The 24023-nt window shown below is 50.0% G+C and carries 16 protein-coding genes; 2 read left to right on the top strand and 14 right to left on the bottom strand.

Annotated features, from left to right (window positions below; all coding sequences use genetic code 11):
- Positions 1-50 precede the first annotated feature (50 nt).
- A complete protein-coding gene (locus tag HZA49_03275) occupies positions 51-4397 on the bottom strand; it encodes a diguanylate cyclase (GenBank protein MBI5778461.1) in 4347 nt (1448 codons plus the stop codon).
- 59 nt (positions 4398-4456) lie between these two features.
- Between HZA49_03275 and HZA49_03270 the strand changes: the two genes are divergently transcribed.
- Complete coding sequence (locus HZA49_03270) at positions 4457-5224, top strand: sulfite exporter TauE/SafE family protein (protein MBI5778460.1); 768 nt, start codon at positions 4457-4459, stop codon at positions 5222-5224.
- Here HZA49_03270 and HZA49_03265 read toward each other — a convergent pair.
- The 3 genes from HZA49_03265 to HZA49_03255 form a co-directional block, all read right to left on the bottom strand.
- Positions 5157-7913, bottom strand: a complete 2757-nt coding sequence (locus tag HZA49_03265; protein MBI5778459.1) for an O-antigen ligase family protein — start codon at positions 7911-7913, stop codon at positions 5157-5159. The two genes, HZA49_03270 and HZA49_03265, sit on opposite strands and share 68 nt — an antisense overlap.
- Positions 7914-7990: 77 nt before the next feature.
- Positions 7991-9100, bottom strand: coding sequence for a GNAT family N-acetyltransferase (locus HZA49_03260; GenBank protein ID MBI5778458.1), 1110 nt, complete (start codon positions 9098-9100; stop codon positions 7991-7993).
- A gap of 1 nt (position 9101) precedes the next feature.
- Positions 9102-10085: a polysaccharide deacetylase family protein gene (locus HZA49_03255; protein MBI5778457.1), complete on the bottom strand. Its 984-nt coding sequence runs from the start codon at positions 10083-10085 to the stop codon at positions 9102-9104.
- A 197-nt stretch (positions 10086-10282) separates the two neighbouring features.
- Here HZA49_03255 and tadA point away from each other — a divergent pair, with 197 nt between their 5' ends.
- Entirely contained in the window at positions 10283-12019 is a 1737-nt protein-coding gene (gene tadA / locus HZA49_03250; GenBank protein MBI5778456.1) for a Flp pilus assembly complex ATPase component TadA, read from the top strand.
- Positions 12020-12037: 18 nt separating this feature from the next.
- Here tadA and HZA49_03245 read toward each other — a convergent pair whose 3' ends face one another.
- The 10 genes from HZA49_03245 to HZA49_03200 form a co-directional block, all read right to left on the bottom strand.
- Positions 12038-12877 carry a segregation/condensation protein A gene (locus HZA49_03245; GenBank protein MBI5778455.1) on the bottom strand — a complete coding sequence of 280 codons (840 nt, stop codon included), beginning with the start codon at positions 12875-12877 and terminating at the stop codon, positions 12038-12040.
- Between the two features lie 124 nt (positions 12878-13001).
- Positions 13002-14003 carry a tryptophan--tRNA ligase gene (gene trpS / locus HZA49_03240; protein ID MBI5778454.1) on the bottom strand — a complete coding sequence of 334 codons (1002 nt, stop codon included), beginning with the start codon at positions 14001-14003 and terminating at the stop codon, positions 13002-13004.
- Positions 14004-14025: 22 nt separating this feature from the next.
- Positions 14026-14757, bottom strand: coding sequence for an AAA family ATPase (locus tag HZA49_03235; GenBank protein MBI5778453.1), 732 nt, complete (start codon positions 14755-14757; stop codon positions 14026-14028).
- Positions 14758-15752: 995 nt separating this feature from the next.
- Complete coding sequence (locus HZA49_03230) at positions 15753-17726, bottom strand: DUF4445 domain-containing protein (protein MBI5778452.1); 1974 nt, start codon at positions 17724-17726, stop codon at positions 15753-15755.
- A 139-nt stretch (positions 17727-17865) separates the two neighbouring features.
- On the bottom strand, positions 17866-18564 hold the full coding sequence (locus HZA49_03225; protein ID MBI5778451.1) for an ABC transporter ATP-binding protein: 699 nt from the start codon (positions 18562-18564) through the stop codon (positions 17866-17868).
- 158 nt (positions 18565-18722) lie between these two features.
- Entirely contained in the window at positions 18723-19205 is a 483-nt protein-coding gene (locus HZA49_03220) for a HEAT repeat domain-containing protein (protein ID MBI5778450.1), read from the bottom strand.
- A gap of 82 nt (positions 19206-19287) precedes the next feature.
- The gene (locus HZA49_03215; protein ID MBI5778449.1) at positions 19288-20067 is read right to left on the bottom strand and encodes an ABC transporter ATP-binding protein; all 780 of its coding nucleotides are present in this window, start codon (positions 20065-20067) and stop codon (positions 19288-19290) included.
- Positions 20068-20181: 114 nt separating this feature from the next.
- Positions 20182-21432 carry a branched-chain amino acid ABC transporter permease gene (locus tag HZA49_03210; protein ID MBI5778448.1) on the bottom strand — a complete coding sequence of 417 codons (1251 nt, stop codon included), beginning with the start codon at positions 21430-21432 and terminating at the stop codon, positions 20182-20184.
- Between the two features lie 245 nt (positions 21433-21677).
- A complete protein-coding gene (locus tag HZA49_03205; protein ID MBI5778447.1) occupies positions 21678-22592 on the bottom strand; it encodes a branched-chain amino acid ABC transporter permease in 915 nt (304 codons plus the stop codon).
- A gap of 273 nt (positions 22593-22865) precedes the next feature.
- The gene (locus HZA49_03200; protein MBI5778446.1) at positions 22866-23978 is read right to left on the bottom strand and encodes a branched-chain amino acid ABC transporter substrate-binding protein; all 1113 of its coding nucleotides are present in this window, start codon (positions 23976-23978) and stop codon (positions 22866-22868) included.
- Between the last annotated feature and the right edge of the window lie 45 nt (positions 23979-24023).

Here is a 24023-nt window from a genome sequence, read left to right as displayed (position 1 = left end):
TGCAAGGGGAATAGGACAAGAAATTAACAACAGGATTTAACGGCGTGTATCTATTCGTAATTTTTCAGGCTGAGCTTGACGATAGAGCGGACTTGCGGACTTTTGTCGTTAATCGCCGAATTTAAGGCTTCCTGAGCTTCAGGGGTTTTAATCTGGCCCAGAGCCCAGGCCGCCGTCCCGCGTATCTCATCAGACATGCCGCCGACAAACCCCAGGAACCGCTTTGCCGCAAGCATTTTGGCGAAAACCGGAATCGCCTTCTGCTCCTGCATTTTAACCAGCGTTTTTGCCGATTCCTTTTGGATCTCCGGTGATGATGATGCTCCCATGAGGGCGAGTATGGCTGATGACGCCTGGCTTTTCAGTACCGGCTTGGAATATTGCAAACCTCCGAGAACAGCTAAAACCGATAAAAGCAGATTAGTATTTTTATTATTGAGTAAAGGTAGTAAAACAGCCGTTGATTTATCCGGATTGAGCCGGGCTAAGGCGTTAATGGTTTCTTTGTAGAAAGGTTCTCTGATAAATTCCGCCAGCGTTTGTTCCATGTCTTCAGCGGGTATGAGATGGGCAATGCCCAAAAGATGCTTGAGAACTGACTCATCGGTTTGAACCTTGAGTTCATTGACAAAAAACTGGTGTGCCTGATTGCCCATCTGATTTATGAGTGCGGCGACGGCTTCACGCGAGGCAATGTCATCGGTTTCCTTAATGAGGTCAATTAGGTCCTGGACCGCAACCAAGTTGAAGGTGACAAAGATACTACGAACGAGATTTTTGACGTCATCATCGTGATGGAATAAGCTCTGGAGGAATTCGGGGAAGCTCTTGCTTTCCTTGAGGGCCGAATAGAGTTTGAAATTAGCGCCACCCTGCGTCTTAAGCGCAGACGTTGTGGAAATGGTAAGTTTCCGGGTTGAATCGGATGCTTTTTCCTCTGAATGACGCTTTAGGATAACGCTGATGATGTTCTTTAGTCCGCTGTATCCCCTGTTCTCCATATAATAGAGTGCGTGCTTGAGCGCGGAATTAAACAGGGCGTTATAAACCGACGAGAATCTTTCAAGGGGAATTTCACCTAAAATAATCGGTTCGGTTTTAGCTATTAACAATGCTTGAGCTTCAGGCTGGGCTGATTTCAAAAGTTTTTGGTAGGCCGTATGTGCTGTAAGGCGGGTTTCCTGACGGTTGCTTCTTAGGTTCTGGATAAATTTCTGGTGGAACTGGCTGAAATTTTCTTCGTCACTATTGGCGAGCAATTCATTGGCAATCTTGAGCGATTCATCTTCAAGTAGCCGGTCCGGCAGACCTTTCATTATATCGGTAAAACGGGCGGTCAGAGATTCGTCCTTTTTAGACGCGGGTTTTGGCGGCGCTGCGGCCGGCGCCCTGGGTTGCTGGCTGGCAACAGATTCCGGCGTCCCGGGCGGCGGCGCCGGCATTGCTCCGGGCAATCCGGTTGGCAGTGCCATTCTTCGGGATGTATCGGCCGTAACATAAACCATCATCCCGATTTTTATGTTGCTGATGCCTTTTCCTAATAGGATAGTATCCCAGTCCTTGACGGATTTTTGCTTAGCCTCGTCTACCGGAGTTCCGCTTAAGATGGAAATGAAATACTCTAATTCTTCTTTGGTAGTGCCCTTGATAAACGAGACGCTCTTGAGTTGATATTCGCGGATAATTTTGGAGAGCGCAGTGGATGCCGTTCCTAAGATCCGCGGATGGCCCGGAGTGCCGTTGACTAAAAGGATATCGTCAGAGACCGAAAGATTAAGGATAGAAAGGTGGCTGAAGACGTTTTCTATGGATTGGGTGACAAACTTGACGGCTTCCATAGCCAACTGACTACCCGGCGGATAGAGTTTGATATTTTCCACTGCGGCGCAGAAAAACCGGAAGAAATCCTTAAGCACCCCAACAATTGGACCATCTAATTCCACTTTTTCCTGGGCCGTGGAAACCGACGCAGGAGCGTCCTTTCCTTTTGCGGCGATAAACGACCGCTGGGCAACGCCGATATTAGTGATACCCCTATCGTCAAGAAATTGATTCCAGTAGCCCTTGATAGCAAAGGGTTTGTCCGGCGACCTGTCAAGATTCTTAAGGAGGCGCTCTATTTCTTGTTCGGTTACGCCATGACGGAAGGTGATGCTTTTGATATAATGTTCCTTCAGAAGCGAAAGGAACTCCTCGACCGCCGAGCCGTAGGTTTTGACATCCAATGGGGTGGTGTTGATATTAAGGGCGCTTTTGGCTTCGCTTAGGGTGAAGGTCTGGGTTTCGTCAAATATGCTATTCATAATCTTGACCAGACCTCCAGAAGCCATGACAATCAGTTGGCTGCCGTCCGGATAGAGACGCATATTCTTGCTGGTGGAAAGAAGATTGCGCAGGAGGTCCTTGACCAGGGCCATTTTCTGTGGCGACAAGGGCTGGATTGCCTCTTTTATTTTAGATTGGACAATACCCTGCAGGGATGAATAATATTCCGGAATCTCATCCTTGCGGAAGAGATTTGCGGTTTGGTTTTCCGTTTTTTGGCCGTACATCTGGGCCTTGGCCTCGTCGCCGGCCTTGGCAAAATGGAATGCCAGGGTTGGGGCAACGGAATCCAGTTTATCCTGGTAGAGTTTTTCGGTTGCATCGCCGACGGCTTGGTGCAGGGTCTCGCGCTCCTTTTCCTCAATATTTTGGTAGACAATCTCCTGGAAGTGTTTGGTGGTAAAAGTAAACTGATCTTGTTTATTCGGTTCGGTGGGTTTGATGATATTGAGTCGCTTAGCTTTGTCGAGTGCATCGATAGTTTCGCCCTCGTTTTGGTGCGCCACATCCTTGAGAACGTCAAGCGGAACATTTTGCCCGACCACGGTGGCTTGTTTGATAACGGTCTTAGTTTCCGCCTCCAGCAGGTCGATATTCTCTGCGATGATGGTATCAAGGTCTTTTTGCCAAATGGCCGGCGGGAGTGAAGGCAAATCCAGAACCCATTGATTATTAACCCGTTTAATAAAATCCTTAAGCAATAAATGTTTTAGCAGTTCTTCAATAAATAAAGGATTGCCTTTGGTAGTCTGGTGGATTTTATCATAGAAAGTCTGGTCAGGGAATTTCTTGGAGAATATCGTCGAGATGATTTCAGCGGTTTGCCCTTTATTAAAGAGCGGCAGGGCGAACCGTTTATAATTCTGCCTTTCTGAGATGGTCGAAAGGAACTGGTTGAACACCTCGTTAGCTGACTGGGAAATATTAAGGTAGTCGTCACGGATTGCGGCAACTATCACGGAGCACCCTTTTTCCCGTTCGGTCAGCGCCTCTACTATCAAAAGTGTAGCGTGGTCAATATTCTGCGACTCATCCATGAGAAACAACAGCGGTTTTTTCTGAGATAAGAGATTGAGGAGCGTTACCAGAGAATCAAATAATAATTTTCTGTTTTGTCCGGTTGTCTGGAAGGAGGAATCGTTGTGTGGTAGTATAAATTTACTTATATTCGGTACGATGCGGCTTATTTCCGAGAGCATATCCCTGGTTAATTCCTTGCAGGCTTCACCCAACAGGGAATTGTTGGATTCGGCTAACGAGTTTATAAATGTGATGACAGGTCTATAAGGAATTAATGAATCTATTTCATTGCAGGAGTTGTAGAAAGTAACGGCGTCTTTATAACCGGACAATTCACGCAACAAGCGGCTCTTGCCGGCCCCGACCGGACCTTCAACTAATATAAAGGTGTTCGCTTCTTGAGCCGGAGCCAGGAATCTTACGATTTCATGATAGAAATCCTGGCGGGCAACAAAATCCGGACAGGGGAAGTTGAGGAAAATATTGCGCTCCAGAATATCCTCATCCGAGAATGAACCGGCGATTGAGACGCGGTTGCGCCCCTCGCGTTTGGATAGATAAAGAGCTTTATCAGCCTGCTCTATCAAATCCTGGGATGCATGGGCGTCATCGGGGAACGAGGCGATGCCAATGCTGATATTTATAGCCAGCGGCGCCGCTTTGGTATCACGCTGATGGAATTTTGTATCGGAAACGCGTTTTAATATAGCTTCGGCCAGCGCCAGGGATTTTTTTTTATCGATAGAAGGCAGAATCGCCGAGAATTCATCTCCGGCATATCGGACGGCTAATCCTTTATCCCCAATGGTTTCTTTAAGAACCGCCCCCAACTGCCGCAGGACATTGTCACCTTCCAGATGACCGTAGGTGTCGTTTATTTTCTTGAAGAAATCGATGTCCATCATTAGAAGTGAAAAACCTCCGGAGGGGTCTTTCCAGTTTACTTTATCGCTGAGATATTGGTAAAAAAAGCGGCGGTTGTAAAGGTTGGTAAGTTCGTCAATAAAAACCAGTTTGGCCAAATCTTCTTTATTGAACGAAGAGATATCCATAAGAATACAATTTTATATAATTGTTTTAATAAGTCAAGCAGAAATGATATAACAAAAATATGATAATATTAGTTCTTGTCGGCATTATAATAGGGGCGGTCGGCACCCTGGCCGGCATCGGAGGCGGTATTTTTATCGTTCCGGTTCTGTTCTCAATATATCAGTTCAGTCCCCAGGCGGCAATCGGGACCTCTCTTTTCGTTGTTGCCTTCAACGCCTTTTCGGGCACGGTTGCCTATGCCCGATACAAAAGGATATACTGGCGTCTCGGCGCTATTATTATCGTTTCGGGCATCCCGGGTGTTATTATCGGGGCCTTTGCCTCAAATATTTTTACGGGAACGGCATTCAAGATTGTCTTTGCCGGTGTCCTTATTTTGGCGGCTATTTATTTATTGTTCAGAAAAAACAAATCATCTGGAAATGTGAAAATCTGCACACCCCTGGAATTATCAAGGAAAAAAGTTATAATGGTTGTGTTTGTCGGATTCGTAACCGGCTTTATCGCCTCATGTCTGGGAATCGGAGGGGGGATTATTCATGTCCCGGTATTGATTTATTTGTTGAAAATACCAGTTCACATCGCAACCGCTACGTCTCATTTTATATTGTTCAGTACGGTATTGCTTTCGATTGTCCCTCATGCGTTGTGGGGGCATATTGATTACGTCCCTGGGTTATTGATGGGTGGCGGCGCTCTAATCGGTGCGCAGGTTGGGGCTTACATCTCTTCTAAAGTGCGCCCGAGGGTGATATTGATTATTTTGGCTGTTGCTCTGGTGGCGGTGGCGCTGAAAATGCTTCTTTTCTCTGCATCAATTGCTTGATTTCATCGTCGGTTTTATCATTCAGCGGGCTGGCTTTACGGGCTTCGTCGCAAAGTTTCAATGCTTTTTCTATCTTAGTCGGGTCGCGCTCCATATCGCCGAGGTAGCGGTAAATTCTTATTAGGGCGATGATGCGCTCGTAATTCTTTCGGTCAAGTTCATATGCCCGCTGGATACAGGAAAAACTGCAAATGGCAAAGTCATGATAAGTATAATCCGTATACAGCCGGTTATCGGGACCCCTTTTAAGGAAGTCGCCCTCAACCAAGTCCTTAATGCTTGGTACATTGCGAAGTTTATTAATGGGGTTAGCGTTGGGTTCCCGGCCCTGGTCCATAGCTAACTTAGCAAGTTCCAGGAAATTCCGGCCGGCACCGTTAAGGTACGCCCTTTCGTCGGGGGCGAATTTGAGAGCGTTCTGGAAATGCTTGATGCACATTAATCTGATCTGAAACGCCTCGTTTCTTTTATCGCGCCTGATTTTAACCGCCTCGTTTTCTTTTCCTTCTTTTAGCGCGACCTTAGCGCTTTCTTCCCCGTTATTGACAGCCTGTTCGGCGCTCTGGTCATAACTGAAACAGAATTTATAAAAGCCATCTGCTCGAAGCACCGAAAGGTTTTTATTTGCGATGATATAGAAAACAACTGTGGATATTACCAGCCCCACCAGGACATTGCTGAAAGTCCATATCCGGATGGGCCTTTCTTTCCTGGACAGCGATAAAGCCCCGACAACGATGCCGGCCATAATCCATAACCACGAGTAAATCATTAACATATCGGTGTTAGTAGAGTCGTCAGGCCAGTAGCGTCTGACCATGATTACCGCCATCATTATGGTTTGGCCTGTATAGGTCCAGAATAAATAGCGGGGCCAGGCTACAATACCCAGGATAACCCCGGCCAGTAACCAGATGCAAAAAGTAGTCAGCAGGGCATCTCTGGTGGATTTCATATCCGGCGGCAGCATTCCGGTAGGCCAGGAGAACTGGAACAGGATGAATGCGATGACAAGGGTAAGTAGTGCGTATCCTAAAAGCAGATACACGCCCCAGTGGAATCCCGACTCTGTATCCAGGGGGGAGTAATCCGTTTTTTTATTGTTCTGCGAAAGCAGGCTTAGCCGGTAAATTGCATAAATTGTTGCGGTAATAACCCAGAAGTGAGTATAGGTGGAGACAATAGCGATACCGACGAAGATTTCACCAAGATGAGCCAGAATCGCAGTGGCCAACCCTATAACAATAAGAATGTCAGTGGAAATCCCTCCTGTTGAAATAGCATCAGGCGGTCCGGTTGGCGGGGATACATTTCTGATTGAGCGAATGATTCTGAAAGCCGTATAAAATATTGCCGCCAGCATTGATAGATAGGCAATTAAACCCAAGATGCCGTGCATTACCCAGACGTCAAGATAGTGATTATGGGTACGGTCTGCATGGACATTAGCCCCCTCTAATCTTGCCAATTCCATAGTGTAATTTTTATAATAGACCGTAGAAAGCGATTCAGGCCCCCAGCCGATAAAAAAGCGATACGGTTCATCCTTATCGTTGATTAATTTCCATACGCCTTTCCACAAAACTATTCTGGTTCTTCCGGATGAGCGGGGATTTGTTTCCAGCAGGCGTCCAAACTGGCGAAAGTACTGGATATTCAGTAATTTTCCGAAGGTTTTATGCCACAACGATTCCATGGTGCTGATTGAAGTATTAGAGATCGTTTGAAGCTCGCTATTTTTAATGGATTGCATGTCATATCCGCCTACCGTATCGGGCGGGTTCTTGAAAGTGACGATATGAGGTAGGTTGAAGACAAAAAGAAATATAATTCCAAACACAGAAGCGCCGATAGTTGTTAGCAAAAGGGTTTTTTTACGGTACGCCCAGGCATAAATTAAGATAAATAGGAAAATGCTACCGAACATTCCCATCATCGGACCGCGGCTCTGGCTTAAGAATACCGTGATAACCTGCAGAACGACAAGCACCCCGTAAAAAATGTAAGCTATTAGATTCTTTTCATAGAGACTTCTGGCAAACCTTGAGATAGTCAAGGTAATTGGTATTATCAGGTAAGCCGAAAGAAATATCGGATTGCCCATGGTGGCGGAAACCCTGATTGACGGATCCATGGCTTGCCAGGGCACCGGGTCTAACCTCAGTCGCTGGATAAAACAATAAGCCACAATCGGGACCGAGGTGAAAATTATGGTGCTGATGAGCCGCTCTACCTGCTCCCGGGTTTTGATATTTATGGCCGCGAGTATAAAGATTACCCAAAAAGAGGCATTGGTATAAAGCCCCTGCATCCGGTCATAACCGCCCCACAAACTGTTAAACGGCACGGCTGAAAAGACCACCGAAATAATATAGATGGTAATAAATGCCAAAAATGGCAGGATGATATAACTCCGAACTGATTTAGAAGGGATTTTAGCCTGGTTTTCTTCGGCTTGTTTCTTTTGTTTATTCGCAGGTGTTTGAGTCTGGGCTGCGGGTTTGGTGGTTTCCATTACTTTTATAAGATAAAACACAATCATCAGGAGCGCCAATGAGCGACTGATTGTGCCCTTGTCTGGCTCAAACATCCGGTGGGTGTAGATATTCATATAGAGAGGCGAGAGTATCAGCGCTGCCAGCCAGCACGCCTCTAGGAATCTATCGCACATAATACCGAACTTTGTCATGAGAATAATTCTAATAAATTATGCCGATTTGTCAATAATTACATTTGTCGGTAAGAGATGAAAATGCGGCGAGCAAATTAAAAAATATCGAAGTCGCCCATGGTTAAATGCCACTTTTTTAGATCAGAAATAAGATGTTGTTTTCTGTCCATTGAGCGGACAATGACCGGAAACGATTTCGAGCCAAGGAACGCAGGGTATTTTATAAAATTATTCTTAAGGAATGTATTATAAAAATGAATATGCTTGAACAACAGGGTGCTTAATATGCGGCTGCCTTGCTCGCACAAATACTCCTCGGCTTTTTTTATAAGGATGTCGGCTATTTGCCCGTCATTGTTCTCAACGAACAAGTCGCCGATAAAGCCAGCCTTAATTCCCCTGACGGACGTTGTTTTACATACGACAAATCCTTTTAGGTTATCCATTAAATCCGCTATTGAAAACGCAGTATATTTTCTGGCGGGATTGTTCATATAACGCCAATTTAAGTATTGCTTATTTCGGACAACTATATTTTTAAACAGGCCTTTATTGGCTTCCCACAAATGGTCGAATCTGTCATCGAAAGATAGAATCCGTTCTATTTTTAAGCGCTTTCTGTCATAAGACAACCGCTGTTTTCTAAAAACGCATCTTCCAACCAGATTAAAAAACCAGGAAGGAATAAACCGGCTTCGGTCCTTTAGTAAATCACCCAGATTATTCACTTTTATTAGAAGCGGCATATTGCCGATATCGGTAAAATGCAGGTATTTTGGATACCCGCGATATATCATCTTGTTTGGCAGTCCGTAAATCAGGGCGATATTCCTGTCTTTAAATCCGTTTTGATAAGCAAGTTCGGCCAGGGTGATAAATATTTTCTTGCCGCGATAATCCTTATGGGTTAATATGTTTAACGCTTGCGAGCCCACCAGGTTTTTACCGTCAATAACCAGATTCACAGGAATTGTGCTGTACGAGCCGATAAGGCTATTGCCGGCTTCAGCCAGCCACATATTGACCTGTCCAGCCGGGTTTTGCTCATATAACCACTTGATATATGCGGCGTTGGAAATATCGGCGCTGTCGCCATGTTCTGATAAGGTAAGCTTGAGGTATTCTGCCAAGTCGCCCTTGGTATATGGCCGGGCAGTCCAGCCATGCGTTTTCGTGACAGCAACTAATTCGTCAGGGAACCACATATTATATTTCTAATAGGAGATGGGATAATTCGCTCATGGTCAGGTTTTCCATCCCATATCGTTCACGCATAATCAGATAGTATTTTAATATTTTCTCGATGAATAGTAAATTTGTTCGAAGGTTCAGTTCCAAACTATGCGGGTGCATCCACAAATGATAAACCAGCCCCCTTTGGGCTGCATAACGCAACCCGGAAAGTATCCTGCGCAATCGTAACGGTTCCAACATTTTCAGCCTGGCATTAACCGGGCGGAAAAACAATCGACTGGAAGGGAAATTAAACGGCAATTTGCGTTCTATGCTGTCAACGGAATAACAATTATGTCCTGAAATATTGAAATAGCCGTCCAAAAACCGTAATCCTTTATAAAACAAGGACTGCATATCCTCATTCCGGGCTTTATAAAGATAGGATAGTTCATTGCCCCGGTAAGATTTAATTCCCATTTCCCGGCAGATATCCAGGCAGGCCGGATTAAACTGGTTCCTGGGGAAAACCAAACTCTCAGGGGTCAGGTTATATTTTTTGGCGACTCGTATCGCCGACTCTAAATCACTCCTAAAGGCATTAATATTCTGCCCCTCTTCCAGGCAATAATAATGCGAACAGGTATGCGTTCCGACTTCCTGGTGGGGGGTGTCTAAAACCAGTTTTATTAACGAAGGCGCATAACAAAACGGCGCCTCGGCTTCATCGTTGCCTATAGCGGAAACAAACTCATATGGCGAACGGCTTTTGTTGCTGTAATCGGGTTTTTCAGACGGTAATCCGCCGAGCAATTCAGCGCGCGTTTTAAAGAACAAAAACCCTACTGTAGACCAGGTTGAATGCGTTTGGTATTTGTTGAATAAATCCAATAATGCTGAGACAATTGAACGCGACTTGGGATATTTTTTGATATAATCGTCTAAACTTATTTTATCGTGTACTCCCCAGTAGAGCTCGAAATCTAATGAAATAATCAGAATTCCTTTTGAGCGCATTATTTTATTGCAATAGTTTTGCACCCCATGAGCAATTGGATTGTTTGGTTTTAGTCCGATTATTGCGGCTAAAATTACGCGTTTAGGATACAACGCTTCTTCGGTTTGTCAATATTTTGACGGCTAATAAAGTGAACCGGCCGGCAAGAAAACGAGTTTTCTTGACTAATCCGAACCAATAAGATATAGGTTAAAATATGAGTCCGCGTAGATTATTGGGCCAGATACTCAAGGAGATGGAGGTCGTCAACGAGAGCCAGATCAAGCAGGCCATGATTATTCAGGGGCAGAAGGGCGGCGCCATCGGCAAGATTCTCATCCAATTGGGCTATGCCACTGAGGAAGAGGTCCTGCTGGCCCTGGGCGCCCAGGTGGGCATGGAAGTCATCAATCTGGAAGAAACCGAAATCCCCAAGGAAATTATCGATAAAATTCCCTCCTCCATGGCCCGTTCCTATAAAATCATTCCGGTCAAGTTTGATAAGAATGTCCTGACCGTGGCCATGTTCAATCCGCTTAATATCAATATCCTGGATGATTTACGCTTTACCCTGGGGTGTGCTATCAAGGGCGCCCTGAGCGATGAAAACGCTCTCAACAAGGCCATAGACAAATATTACCCGCACGAGGAAGACAAATCCGTGGACGGATTGCTTAAGCGGATGTCTAAGACTGTGGATGACGTGAAAGACGCCCTGGAATCCGGCGGTGAAAAAGGCCGGGCATTTAACATAGATAATGTTCAGGCCATGGCCGAGCAGGCGCCGGTCAAGAAACTCCTTAACCTGATTTTGCTCCATGCCATCAAGGACCAGGCTGCCGACATCCATCTCGAACCGTTCGAGAAGGAATTAAAAATCCGCTACCGGGTAGACGGTGTGCTTTACGAAATGGTGCCGCCGCCTTTGAGTCTGGCGCCGGCCCTTATTTCCCGAATCAAGATCATGGCCAATCTCAATATTTCCGAGATGCGCCTGCCCCAGGACGGCCGGATTTCGCTGACCGTCGGCGGTAAGCCCGTTGACATCCGCGTTTCCACCCTGCCAACCATGTTCGGCGAAAGCGTGGTCATGCGTATCCTCAATAAAGACATAGTCTCGCTGGATATCGACAATATCGGATTGGCCGATGACGACAAAAAACTGATTAAGAACCTGATTTCACTGCCTAACGGCATTGTTATTGTCACCGGCCCGACCGGCTCGGGCAAGACCACCACGCTCTATTCCGCCCTGAACTATCTCAACGATATCAAATGGAAAATCATCACCACCGAAGACCCGGTGGAATACGATCTGCCCGGTATTGTCCAGTGCCCGATTAACGAGGAGATAGGCGTGACCTACGCGGCCTGCCTCAGGTCCATCCTGCGCCAGGACCCGGATACCATCCTGGTCGGCGAGATTCGCGATGCCGAAACCGCCCAGATGGCTATTGAGGCGTCGCTTACCGGGCATTTAGTCCTGACCACGCTGCACACTAATGACGCGCCGTCCTCGGTCAGCCGCCTTCTGGACTTGGGAATCGAACCGTTTTTGCTTACCGCCACGATTGAAGGCATTATCGCCCAGCGCCTAATCCGGAAGATTTGCCCGCATTGCAAGGAGGAAATGGAGCCGACTGATGAAATGCTTATCGAGCTCAACCTGTCGCGCGAAGAGATAAAAGGCAAGAAATTCTATTACGGCCGGAAATGCCCGGCCTGCAACCAGACCGGCTACAAGGGCCGGATGGCTATCTTCGAGATGATGCTCATGACCAATCGCGTCAAGCAATTGATAATGTCGCACGCCTCGGTGGAGGCGCTCCGCAATGCGGCTCGGGAAGAAGGCATGCGCTCCCTGCGCGAAAGCGGCTTAAAAGCCATCTATGACGGCCATTCTACCGTAGAGGAAGTCGCCCGCGAAACGCTCTCAGCCGAGTTAGAGAAGTAGCATTTGATTCTAAGCTGTTCAGTTTTTTAGTTCTTCAGTCCTTGGTTCTTCCGTTGGTTTTTCCTCTGGTGTAATCGGCTTTATCCGTATCTTGATATCATCAAAATCATTCTCCTGGACCACCTCGATGGACTTGCGCCGGGCCAGCTCCAGGGTGGCTAGGAAATTACGTACCAGATTCATCCTGCGGCGCCGGAGCGCCGGGGCGTCTTTAGCGTCATCCACATCCATCGCCAGCATAGCCCGGAACGACACCTCGCCTTTTCGCTCCAATTCCCGCAGGATGCCCTCAATCACCTTTTCTATTGGAATATCGTCATAGAGTATGGCCGTCGGTGTGTCCAGCGCTATATCCTTGCTCAGTTTGGCGAATGACTTGACCAGCTGCCACATATCCAGTTCCACCTGAGATTCTTCCTCTTTCGCAGCGTCTTCTTCGGTCTTTGCGTCCTTAAGTTCTTCAGTCCGGCCCAGGCGGGGCCGGGTAAACGTCTTTGATTGGAATTCCATCAGCGCCCGGAGTTTAATTGACAGGTCTTTGTAGCGCTTGTATTCCAGCAGACGCCGGATTAGTTCAAACTTCGGGTCGGCCTCTTCTTCGGCCTCCTCTTCATCGGCATAAATCGGCACCAGGGTACGCGACTTGATTTCCATCAGGGTGGAAGCCATGACCAGGAACTCGCCGGCCAGGTTGATATCCAGTTTCTGCATCATCTCGAGATAAGTCAGGTACTGGTCCGTCACCTTGGAAATCGGGATGCGCAGTGGGTCAAGCTCGCTCTCCCGGACCAGATGGAGCAGTAGGTCCAGCGGCCCGTAAAAATTCTCTAATTGTATTTTGTAATTTATGAATTCCATTACTCGCACTTTGAGGGTCCCGAATGCCTTCGGGACCAGAGTTAGTGCGAGTTATCCCGCAGTCCCTTAGGGACGGAGGGGTTACATTTACTCGCACTTTATAATTAAACTATATGCTCTCCGCTTACCCGAACACCGCCTTGCGGATTTCCTTCATGGTCTTTCCGGCAATCTCGCGCGCCTTCAGGGCCCCGTCGGCCAGCACCTGCTTGACATAGGCGTGGTCTTTTTCTATCTCCCGGCGCTTCTCGCGGAACGGTTTGGTCAGGTTGACCAGCAGTTCAGCCAGCGCCTTCTTGCAGTCCGTGCATCCGAGCTTGGCCTGGTGGCATTCCTCGGCCAGCGAGTCGGTCCGGCCGGCCGCAAAGACCTTATAATAGGCATAGACATTGCATTCCGCCGGATGGCCCGGGTCGGTCTTCTTGATTCGCTCCGGGTCGGTGAACATGGTCTGGACCTTCTTGGCTATCTCTTCCGGCGAATCAGCCAGGTTAATCGCGTTCTCGTATGACTTACTCATCTTGCGCTTGTCCAGGCCGAGCAGGCGCGGGAACCGGGTCAGCTTGGCATCGGGCTCCGGCACCAGCGGTTGGCCGTTGTGCTTTTTGGAGAAAATGAAATTCAGCCGCCGGGCAATCTCTCTGGTCAGTTCCAGGTGTGGCAGTTGGTCCTCGCCCACCGGCACGGCATTGGCCTTGTAAATCAGGATATCCGCGGCCTGGAGCACCGGATAGCCCAGGAAGGCGTAGGTGGACAGGTCCTTTTCCTTCAGTTCCAGTTTCTGCTCCTTGTAGGTCGGGCAGCGCTCCAGCCAGCCGATAGGCGTAATCGTGGACAGAACCATATTCAGCTCCAGATGCTCCGGCACGTCCGACTGGACGAAGATGGTGCTCTTCTTGGGGTCGATGCCGGCGGCCATCCAGTCAATCACGTTATCGTATCCGTGTTTCCGGATGGAATGGGTATCGTTCTGGTATTCGCTCATCAGGGCGTGCCAGTCGGCCACCATGTAGAAACATTCATAATCGCCCTGCAGGTTTACCCAGTTCTCCAGCGCGCCGACTAAGTGCCCCAGATGCATCTTTCCGGTCGGTCTCATCCCTGATAATATTCTCGGTTTGGTCATCTCGCAAATCCTTTCAGTAGTTTTATTTTACCGTAGAGGCGCAGAGTGCGCTGAGAATCAAATCTATATTTCCAAGTATCTTTGCGTCTTTGCGGTTAATCTGCTTTTCTATCTCCTCGCTATACGGTATAGTTCCGATTATCTTCAGTCCAGTTATTTCCTCTGCTTGGGCAGTATTAATAGAATTATTAACCCGGTTTATCAAGAGATATTTGTTACGAATATTCAGGAAGGGCATCTTGTCAATCAACTCCCTGATACGCCCGGCCGTCTTCAGTCCGACCTCAGTCGAGTCGCTCACCAATAACAGCGCATCAATATTCTGGGTGGTCTTGCGGGACAGGTGCTCCATTCCGGCCTCGTTATCAATCACCACATAAGGATAATTACCGACAATCTTCTGGACATAACCGCGCAGGATGTTGTTGGCCATGCAGTAACAATCCGGACCCTCGGGCCGGCCCATGACCAGCAGGTCCACGCCAGCGGATTCGGTGATGGCGCTCTGTAATTGGTATTCCAGGTGAGCCGGTTTGGACACGCCGTCCGGCAGGTTACGCAGTCCCTTGGTCTGTTCAATCAGGTCCGCCACCGTACAGGAACAAGTGATGCCCAGATAATCGCCCAAAGTGGAATTCGGGTCAGCATCCACAGCCAGGACCGGCTTCTTATTCTGGGCCAGCAACGCCCGGATGAGCAAGGCCGCGACCGTGCTTTTCCCGGTGCCTCCCTTGCCCGCAACTGCAATAACCATAAGACGAATCCCAAAGGGATGTCCGTTAGGTTCGCACTCCGCCCGAATGGGCGGGGAGAACCTTACGGCGGCTTATCCCGATACAATGTTATATAAATAAAGAGGGATAATGGACGAATCTTACCCGCATAAATCATAGAGGTCAAGGAATATTAACTACAAAGAACGTTATAAACCCCTGTGCCTGGAGTTTATACTGAGTGTGACGAATGTGTGCCTCAGCGGCTAATAGATATTTCCCCCATAAAGGGTATACTGGCGACCGGGTTGTCGCCTAATCCGGAAACACTATTTTTCAAACCTTGCCCTAACTGACACAATGGCAAGCTATTAAAGAAAATGAAAAAATATGAGATTTTTGGATTTGTAGACGTGTTGTCGCCTAAGAACTAAAAATAGGTGGGGGGAGATGGTGCTCCACTAAGGGAGGGTTAGAGCATGGGACTGCGGGGTGAGGGGTATGGTACTGGGGGGTGCAGGGCATCCCCCCTGGGGGTGCAGGTCATGGTACTGCGGGGTGCGGGTCAAGATACTGAGGGGTGAAGGTTATCCCTAAGGGATAGTCCGCTGGGCATACGTAGGGATAGGGGACATGGGTAGGCGGGATGCCATGCCAGGTACTGCGGGGTGCAGGTTAAGATACTGCGGGATGCGGGGCAAGTTACTGCGGGGGTAGGGTCAATGTACTGCGGAGGTAAGGGCACCCCTAAGGGAGAAGCCATAGGGCATACTATGGGGTGCTTGGTATGGGTATGTGGGGTTAGGGTATAGGGGGTATATTTGTAATTTGGGGATAATAATGTGATATAATACCTATTTATTAAACAGCGTCAAATCTGTGTGAGGTAGCCCCGACAAATACTGTCGGGATAACCGGCAGTAACTCATTGCCTCCCGGTGCGATGCCTTCGGCGTGCTCCCGACCATTGCTATGCAAGGGGCGCTCGAACTGCCAGTCACCAATTAGATTCTTTCCAATTACAATCTGGTTTGTTCTATTTGGCGAATAGAGACAGGTCAGTATGAGGTAAGAACATGGCCGAGATGAATTCCTCGTTAAAGGAATTGTCCGTAGAGAGTTCAATATAGGTCATCTTGTCGGCTACCTGGCGCGCCTTGGCCATGGCAATATACGATAGCAGTATCATCCGCGCGCCTTCGACCGACCCGTTGCCGATGTAACTGAATCTGTCCAGCGGGGCATTGGGCAATAAGCCGATGTCAATGGCCTTGGCGATGTCCAGGTGGCTGCCGAATCCGCCGGCAATATAAAAACGGCTGACATCCTTGACCGTATAGCCCATCCTCTTGAGGAGCGTGGAGATGCCGGCATAGACCGCGGCCTTGGAGCGGATGAGATGGTCAATGTCTGCCTGGGTGATGACGATGTCCCGGCCGGTAGCGCTCTGATCTTTTGGGACTACGATATATTCCAGTCCTTCATCGCCTGAACGGATTGGCTGGAAGTTAGATGTTAGATGTGAGATGTGAGATTTGTCAATCTTCCCGGCTTTGTTGATAATCCCGGCGTTGAGGAGTTCTGAGATAATTTCAATTAGTCCCGAACCGCAGAAGCCGTTAGCCCCTACGGGACTCCCTTCGGTCGGCGCACTGCCTATAGTTTCCACGATAGCCGGTTTTGTCGGGTCAGGGATTTTGACCTTCTGGATAGCGCCCTTGATGGCCCGTGTGCCGCACCTGATGCCGCTGCCTTCAAATGCCGGTCCGACCGAACAGGCGCAGCAGGTCAGCCAGTCCTTGTTGCCCAGCACAATCTCGCCATTGGTGCCCATATCAATATACATAGCCACCTCAGGTTTTTCGGTCAGGTCAGAGACCAGCAGCCCGGCCGTGATATCAGCCCCGATGTAACTGGACACGCCCGGGGCGCAGGCCAACAGCCCGCGGTGGTTTATCTTGATGCCGGCCTCAGCCGCCCGAATCACCGGCATTTCGTTGGTGGTCGGCACATAGGGTTCTTTACGCAGATAGCCCGGGTCGATATTGAGCAACAGATGGGTCATGGTTGGATTGCCGGCGCAGAGCACGCAGGTGATGTCCTCTAACTTAATATGCTTACTTTTACTACAACAGTCCGTAATACAGCCCTGAATCAGGGAATTGACGTTGTCCACCACGGCCATGTGGAGTTTTTCCAGCCCTTCCTTTTCAGAGGCGAATATAATCCTGGAGATGATGTCATCGCCGTAGGTAATCTGCTTGTTGAACGCGCCCATTGAGCAGACGGTTTGCTCGCTGACCAAATCCACCAGATGGGTCACGATCGTGGTGGTGCCGATATCAACGGCCACGCCGTAATTGGTCTTTGAGGTGTCCCCGCCTTCCAGCTGGACCAGTTCGGTCGTGCCGTTGCGCTTGCCCAGGGTCACGGTAACGGCCCAGTTATGCTCGCGCAGGAATCCGCCGATGTTCTTGAGATTGGCCAAACCGGTCTGGATATGGTCTATGCCCTTTTTATGGAGCGCGCGGTAGATGCGTTCCAGGTCGCTGATGATATCATCCAGTGTCGGTGGCGGGAGTTTCAGGAATATCTTGGTCGAGAGCGGGCTGTGCTCCATAATCCTGGCCTCGTGGATGATGTCCGGCGCCAGTTCCTCGACATTGGAATATAAATCAAACTTCTTGTGCGGGCCCTGGGCGCCCATTAGAATCTCGCCTTCATCAGCCCGTGATTCAGGCGGAATCTCAACGCTGATATCCTCGAACACCTTGGCCTCGCAGGCCAGGACCACGCCGTCATCAATCTCTTCCGGGGTCAGCAGTCCGGTAGGCGGTGATTCCACTTTGCCTTTCTTGATAATGACTCGGCACTTGCCGCAGACGCCATCTCCGCCGCAGACGCTCTGGATATGCAGTCCGGCCTCGCGGGCCGCGTCCAGTATGCTCGTGCCCTGGACAACCCGGACGGTCTTGGCCGACGGAGAGAATGTTACGGATACTTTATTCATAATTGCGTAAACGGATTAAGCAGATTTTGCTGATTTAGCAGATTTATAAATTATCTGTTTAATCTGTTCTATCCGCTGAATCTGCTTACTGAAATATAAATCTTTTACCTATGAATGTCTATAAATTAAGCAACCGGAATTATCCGCCCAGGTATGCCTCTTTGACCTTGGGATTATTGAGCAGGTTCTGGGCCGTGTCTGAGAGCGCCACCCGGCCCAGTTCCAGGACATAACCCCGGCTGGCTATCTGGAGCGCCATCCGGGCGTTTTGTTCCACCAGCAGGATGGTCGTGCCGGACTGGTTGAGTTCCTTGATGGCGTCGAATATCCGGGTGACGATAATCGGGGCCAGGCCCAGGGACGGTTCGTCCAGCATCAATAACTTCGGACGGGCCATCAGGGCCCGGGCAATGGCCAGCATCTGCTGTTCGCCGCCCGAGAGCGTGCCGCCTTTTTGAGCAGCCCGTTCCTTGAGTATGGGAAACAGCTTAAATGCCCGGTCTATGTCTGAGCTGGTGTCATCATTCCGGATAAAGGCGCCCATCTGGAGGTTTTCCAGGACGGTCAGGCGCGGGAAGATGCGCCGGCCTTCGGGTATCTGGACAATGCCCTTGGCCACAATCTCATGCGCCGGGAGATTGTCAATCCGTTCGCCTGTAAAGGTAATCGTGCCCTGCTTGAGGTGATTGATGCCGGAGATGGCCATCAGGGTGGTGGTCTTGCCCGCTCCGTTGGCGCCGATGATGGTGACTATCTCGCCCGGCTTGACCTCGAGCGAAACGCCTTTCAGGACCTCGATTGGCCCGTAGGCCGTATGCACGTCGTTAAGAATTAACATAATATTAAGTTACAGAGAATACTAAACACGAATAAACACGAACTCCGCAGAGACCGCGTCCAGCGAATAAGGACGAATTACACGAATAAATAGAACAGGGACTTGGACGAGACTTTTACGAGATCCTCTCTTTAAGGTCTCTTAAGAGTCCCTGTTTATTACTTTCCCTCCTTTGCCTTTTCTATCTCCTCCTCCGATACGCCTAGTTGTTTCAGGGATTGTTCGGCGGCTTCTCGCACCCATTCGTAGTTATCTTTGAGTAGTTCTTTTATCTGAGGGATTGATTCTTTAGCGTCAAGCATGCCTAATGCAACAACAGTCGAGCTGCGAACCTCCGAGTAATTATCATGTAACAAATTGATAATCTCAGGAATTGCTTCTTCAGCTCCGAATTCACCCAATGCAGTAGCAGCCGACGCACGAACCAATGGGTCATTATCCTGTAATAACTTTATAATTTCAGGGATTGCGCCTTTATCGCGAAGCCTCCTCAATGTCCAGGTAGCCCACCAACGTGTTACCGGATCTTTGTCATGAAGTTGTCTGAGTGCTGTATTGATAGGGCTGTCATACCACATTATCCCGGCGGCGGTAATCACGGCGCAGGATATTCCAACGATAATTAAAAGGGTGCGATTCATATTTTTATTCGGTTTTATTTTCCGTGCGCTCCCCGCCCGTACGGGTCGGGGTGCTCCGTTTCACGCTTCGCTTAGTTCATTATTATTGCACCTTATGGTCTTTCCCCAGATAAGCCTCGATGACCTTGGGGTCGCACTGGACATCCTTACAGCCTCCCTCGGATATCTTCACTCCGTGGTCCAGGACAATGACCCGGTCCGAGATGCCCATGACCACCTTCATATGGTGCTCAATCAGGAGCACGGTAATGCCCTTATCGCGTATCTTGCGAATCAGGTTCATGAGTTCATTGGTTTCAGCCGGGTTCATTCCGGCGCCCGGCTCGTCCAGGCAGAGGAGCTGGGGCTGGGTGGCCAGCGCCCGGGCGATTTCCAGCCGGCGCTGGTCTCCGTAAGCCATATTGCGCGCCCAGGTATTGGCCTCATCTACTAAGCCGACAAAGCGGAGTAATTCCAGGGCCGCATCGGTAATGGTCTTTTCCTCGCGGACCATACCCGGATGGCGGGTCAGCGCGGCCAGCACCCCGCAGCCGGTCCGGCAATGCATCCCGACCATGACGTTTTCCAGGGCCGACATCTCGGCAAAGAGCCGGATATTCTGGAATGTCCGGGCAATGCCCAGCCGGGTAATCTGATGGGCTGGCAATCGGGCGATGGAGCGGCTACCGAAAACAATGTCTCCGGCGGTAGGGCTGCCCAGGCCGGTAACGCAGTTAAAGAAAGTAGTTTTACCGGCGCCGTTTGGGCCGATGATGCTCAGGATTTCGCCCTTGCTTAATGTGAAACTCAGGTCCTGCAATGCGGCCAAGCCGCCGAATTGCTTGGATACTGATTTTGCTTCCAGTAAGGTATTGTCGGTCATAATATATTAGACAACAGGATTCAACGGATTTAGCGGAGTAACAACCCCCTCAGTCCCCCTTAACAAAGGGGGAATAAAAGGGGGTTGTTAAATCCCGTTGTTAGTATTAATTAATTATCCTTCCGCACTACTTAACTCCACCTGCCGGCGTTTACTGCTAATCAGTCCCTGGGGCCGGAAGAGCATCATCAGGACCATAGTCGCCCCGTATATCAACAGCCGGTAATCCTGAAATGCCGGCATCTGGTCCCGGATAAACCAGGGCAGGATATATAAAATAACCGCGCCCAGAATCACGCCGAAGGTATTGCCCATCCCGCCCAGGATGACCATAGCCAGAATCAGGGCTGACTGGTCAAACCTGAACGCCTCGGGCGTGATGTAATTCATCTTGGCCGTATAAAGCACGCCGGCAAATCCGGCCCAGACCGCGCTGATGACAAAGGCCAGGATTTTCAGTTTGGTGGTATTGATGCCCATGCTGGTGGCGGCCAGTTCGTCTTCCCGGAGCGCAATCCAGGCCCGGCCGATGCGCGAGCTGTTCAGCCGCTCAATGATAATGATGGTCAGGACCACCATAATAAAGGTGATGTAATAATAATGAATCGGCTGTTTTAAGACCCAGCCGAATATTTGCGGATGGTTGATGGCGCCGGTCTGGTATTCATTGGGCAGTCCTTTTTCACCGCCGGTTAAGCCCGGCAGGTTTTTGAGCAGGTAGCGGACCAGCTCGCCGAATCCGAGCGTGACAATGGCCAGGTAATCGCCGCGCAGGCGCAGGCAGGGCAGTCCGACAATCAGCCCGCATAATCCGGTGACTGCCGCGGCTAAGGGCAGTCCCAGCCAGAACGGGCAGCCTAACATAATGGAAGCCAGGGCGTAGGTGTAGGCGCCGATAGCCCAGAATCCGGCATAGCCCAGGACCAGCAGTCCGGCTGAGCCGACCACGATATTCAATCCCAGGGCCAGGATGATGTAGATGCCGGTATCAACCGCCAGATTGAGATGCTTGGCCGGGAGCATCCAGGGAATGACAGCCAGCAAAACCAGGATGGACGCGGTTTCCCATTTAATAACGGCTGGCTTGGCCATCTGGTCAGCGGTGTGGTGGAGCGGAGCCAGAAGGCGCTGCGATATGAAATTGGTAAAGCCCTTCCAGCGGCTGATGCCCAGCCAGATTAAACCGCCGGCTAGGACCAGACCGGCAATGACCAGCGGGCCGAGCCGCCAGGTGACACCCTCATCACCCATCTTTATCCCGACAATGGGCAGTGTAATCAGCCCGAACCAAAGCGCGACCAGCCCCGTTAGAGATAGGTCACGCCACAGGCGTGACCGTGATTGATTCTTATCCTCTATCGCCATAACTTTTCAAGTAAATAGTTTTAATTACTGTAAGTATTATTCCCGCATCTCTAACGGGGTCAATAATACTTTTGGCGCCGAAGCGCCATGGCGCCCTAATGGCGCACAACCGAAAAACAGTTTCATAGTTATGCTTTGTCAGGTATCATTTATTTATCCCCCTCACCTTTCTCCTCTCCCCTTAGGGGAGAGGATGGGTGAGGGGAAAACCCATCAATTCATCTCTGAAAGACAGCTATGGATAATTACGCTTTTTCAGCCAGCCGTTCGCCCAATAGCCCGGTCGGCCGGACAATCAACACCAGCATCAGGATAACAAAGGCGTAGACCTCTTTGTAATCCGGCGAGATATAGGCGATGCCCAGGGTTTCCACGACTCCGAGCAGGAATCCGCCCAGCATAGCGCCCGGGATATTGCCGATGCCGCCCAGGACCGCCGCGGTAAACGCCTTGATGCCGGTCATGTAGCCGACATCAAATCTGGTGGTGGAGATATACATCGAGACCATGACACCGCCGGCCGCGGCCAGGGCTGAGCCGATGATAAAGGTCAGGGAGATGATTCGGTTGATGTCAATGCCGACCAGGGCGGCCATTTTCTTGTCCTGGGCTGTGGCCCGCATAGCCCGCCCGATTCTGGTCCGGCTGATGAACAGGTGCAGTCCGAGCATAATCAGGACGCAGGAGGCAATGATAACTATTTCCAGGAGTGATATCCGGGCGCCGCCGACCAGATACGGATGGCTGATGAGCGGTTCCTTGAAGAATGCCGGGAAGGCCTTGTTTTCCTTGCCTTGGGCGACCATGATATAATTCTGCAGGAAGGTGGACATGCCGATGGCGCTGATAAGCGCGGATAAGACCGGGGCGTGGCGCAGGCGGCGATAGGCCACCCGTTCTATGGAAAACCCGTAGCCGGCCGCAAAGACCACACTGATAATCAGGGCGATGAACAGGCAGAGAATGGGCAGTCCGGAAATCGGCCCGCCTATGGCGGTCAGGACGGCCAGCGAGATGATGCCCAGATAGGCGCCAATCATATAGATTTCGCCGTGGGCAAAGTTAATCATTCCGAGGATGCCGTAGACCATGGTGTAGCCCAGGGCAATCAGCGCGTAGATACCGCCTTGAATCAAACCGTTGACTAAGTGTTGCAGCATATTGGTCAGTTAGCTGGTCGTCTGGATTCTCGCTATAACAGGGTGTCTAAAAAGCACCACTCTGTCATTGCGAGCGACCCCCGTCATACGACGGGGTAAACTCCGGGAGCGTGGCAATCCCTATTTATGCGGAGAATATGAGATTGCTTCGTCGCTTCGCTCCTCGCAATGACACTTTAGGGGCACTCTGATAAGTTATAGTATGAAATTTAATGTTTCCCCTCACCTAGCCTCTCCCCATAGGGGAGAGGGAAGGGTGAGGGGGTTAATTTATTATTTATTCTCGTATGGCACAAACTTGCCGTCCTTGACCACCCATATAATATAGTATGAGCTGGCTAGGTCGCCTTTGGCGTCAAACTGGACCTTGCCGATAGAGCCGTCATAGACGGTCTTCCGAATCTGTTCGGACACCTTGGTTCCGTCGGTGGTGCCGGCGGCCTGAATGGCGGACAGAATAATATTAGCCGCATCATAGGCGTAGATGGAATAAGGACCGTGTTCGCCGTATTGCTTATGGTATTTATCCAGGAAGGCCTGGGCAGTCGGGACGTCTTTCGGGTCGCGGGAGAAGGTTAGGTAAGAGCCCTCGGCTGACGCGCCGGCCACCTTAAGGAAGACCGGGTCAATCACGCCATCGCCGCTCATAAACACGGCGGTCAGTCCGGCTTCGCGCGCCTGGACCACCATCGGGCCGGCCTGGTTATAGATGCCGCCGAAGAACCATAGGTCGGGATTGGTTTCCTTGACCGCGCTGATAATAGGTTTGAAGTTGAGTTCCTCTTTGGGAAATCCGCCGTAGTAAACGGTTTCGGCATTGGCCCCGAGCGCCTTCTTGAATTCGTCGGCCAGGCCCTGGCCGTATTGGGTCTTGTCGTGCAGGATGGCTACCCGTTTGGTCTTTAAGGTATTGACGGCGAAATCAGCCGCCACCTTACCCTGCTGGTCATCGCGGCCGCAGACCCGGAAGATATTGGCGAAATTACGGTCGGTGACGTAAGGATTGGTTGAGGACGGGGTAATCATCGGGATATTGGAATCGTGATAAACCACCGAAGCCGGGATGGTGCATCCGCTGTTGAAATGGCCGACCACGCCGATTACGCCTTCGCCGGCCAGTTCCTTAGCCACCGACTGGGCCTGCTGTTCCTGGGCCATATCGTCGCGGGCCACGATGATGATTGTCTTGCCTAGGACGCCGCCCTTGGCGTTCCATTCTGCAACAGCCAGGGTGGCGCCGTTCAACACGTCCGTACCCATCTTGGCCTGGTCGCCGGTTAAGGGACCGGCTATGCCTAATTTGATGACATCAACTTTCGCTCCGCAACCCATAGAAACCAGTAATCCGATTACGACGACAATCCACAATGATAGTTTGTTTTTCATAATATAATCTCCTTCTATAATAAATGGTTCTATGCCCCGGGATAG

The organism is Planctomycetota bacterium (assembly GCA_016235865.1).
Taxonomy (GTDB): Bacteria; Planctomycetota; MHYJ01; order JACQXL01; family JACQXL01; genus JACRIK01.
The sequence above is the reverse complement of the archived record's forward strand: the minus strand, read 5'-3'. Positions and strand labels throughout refer to the sequence as shown.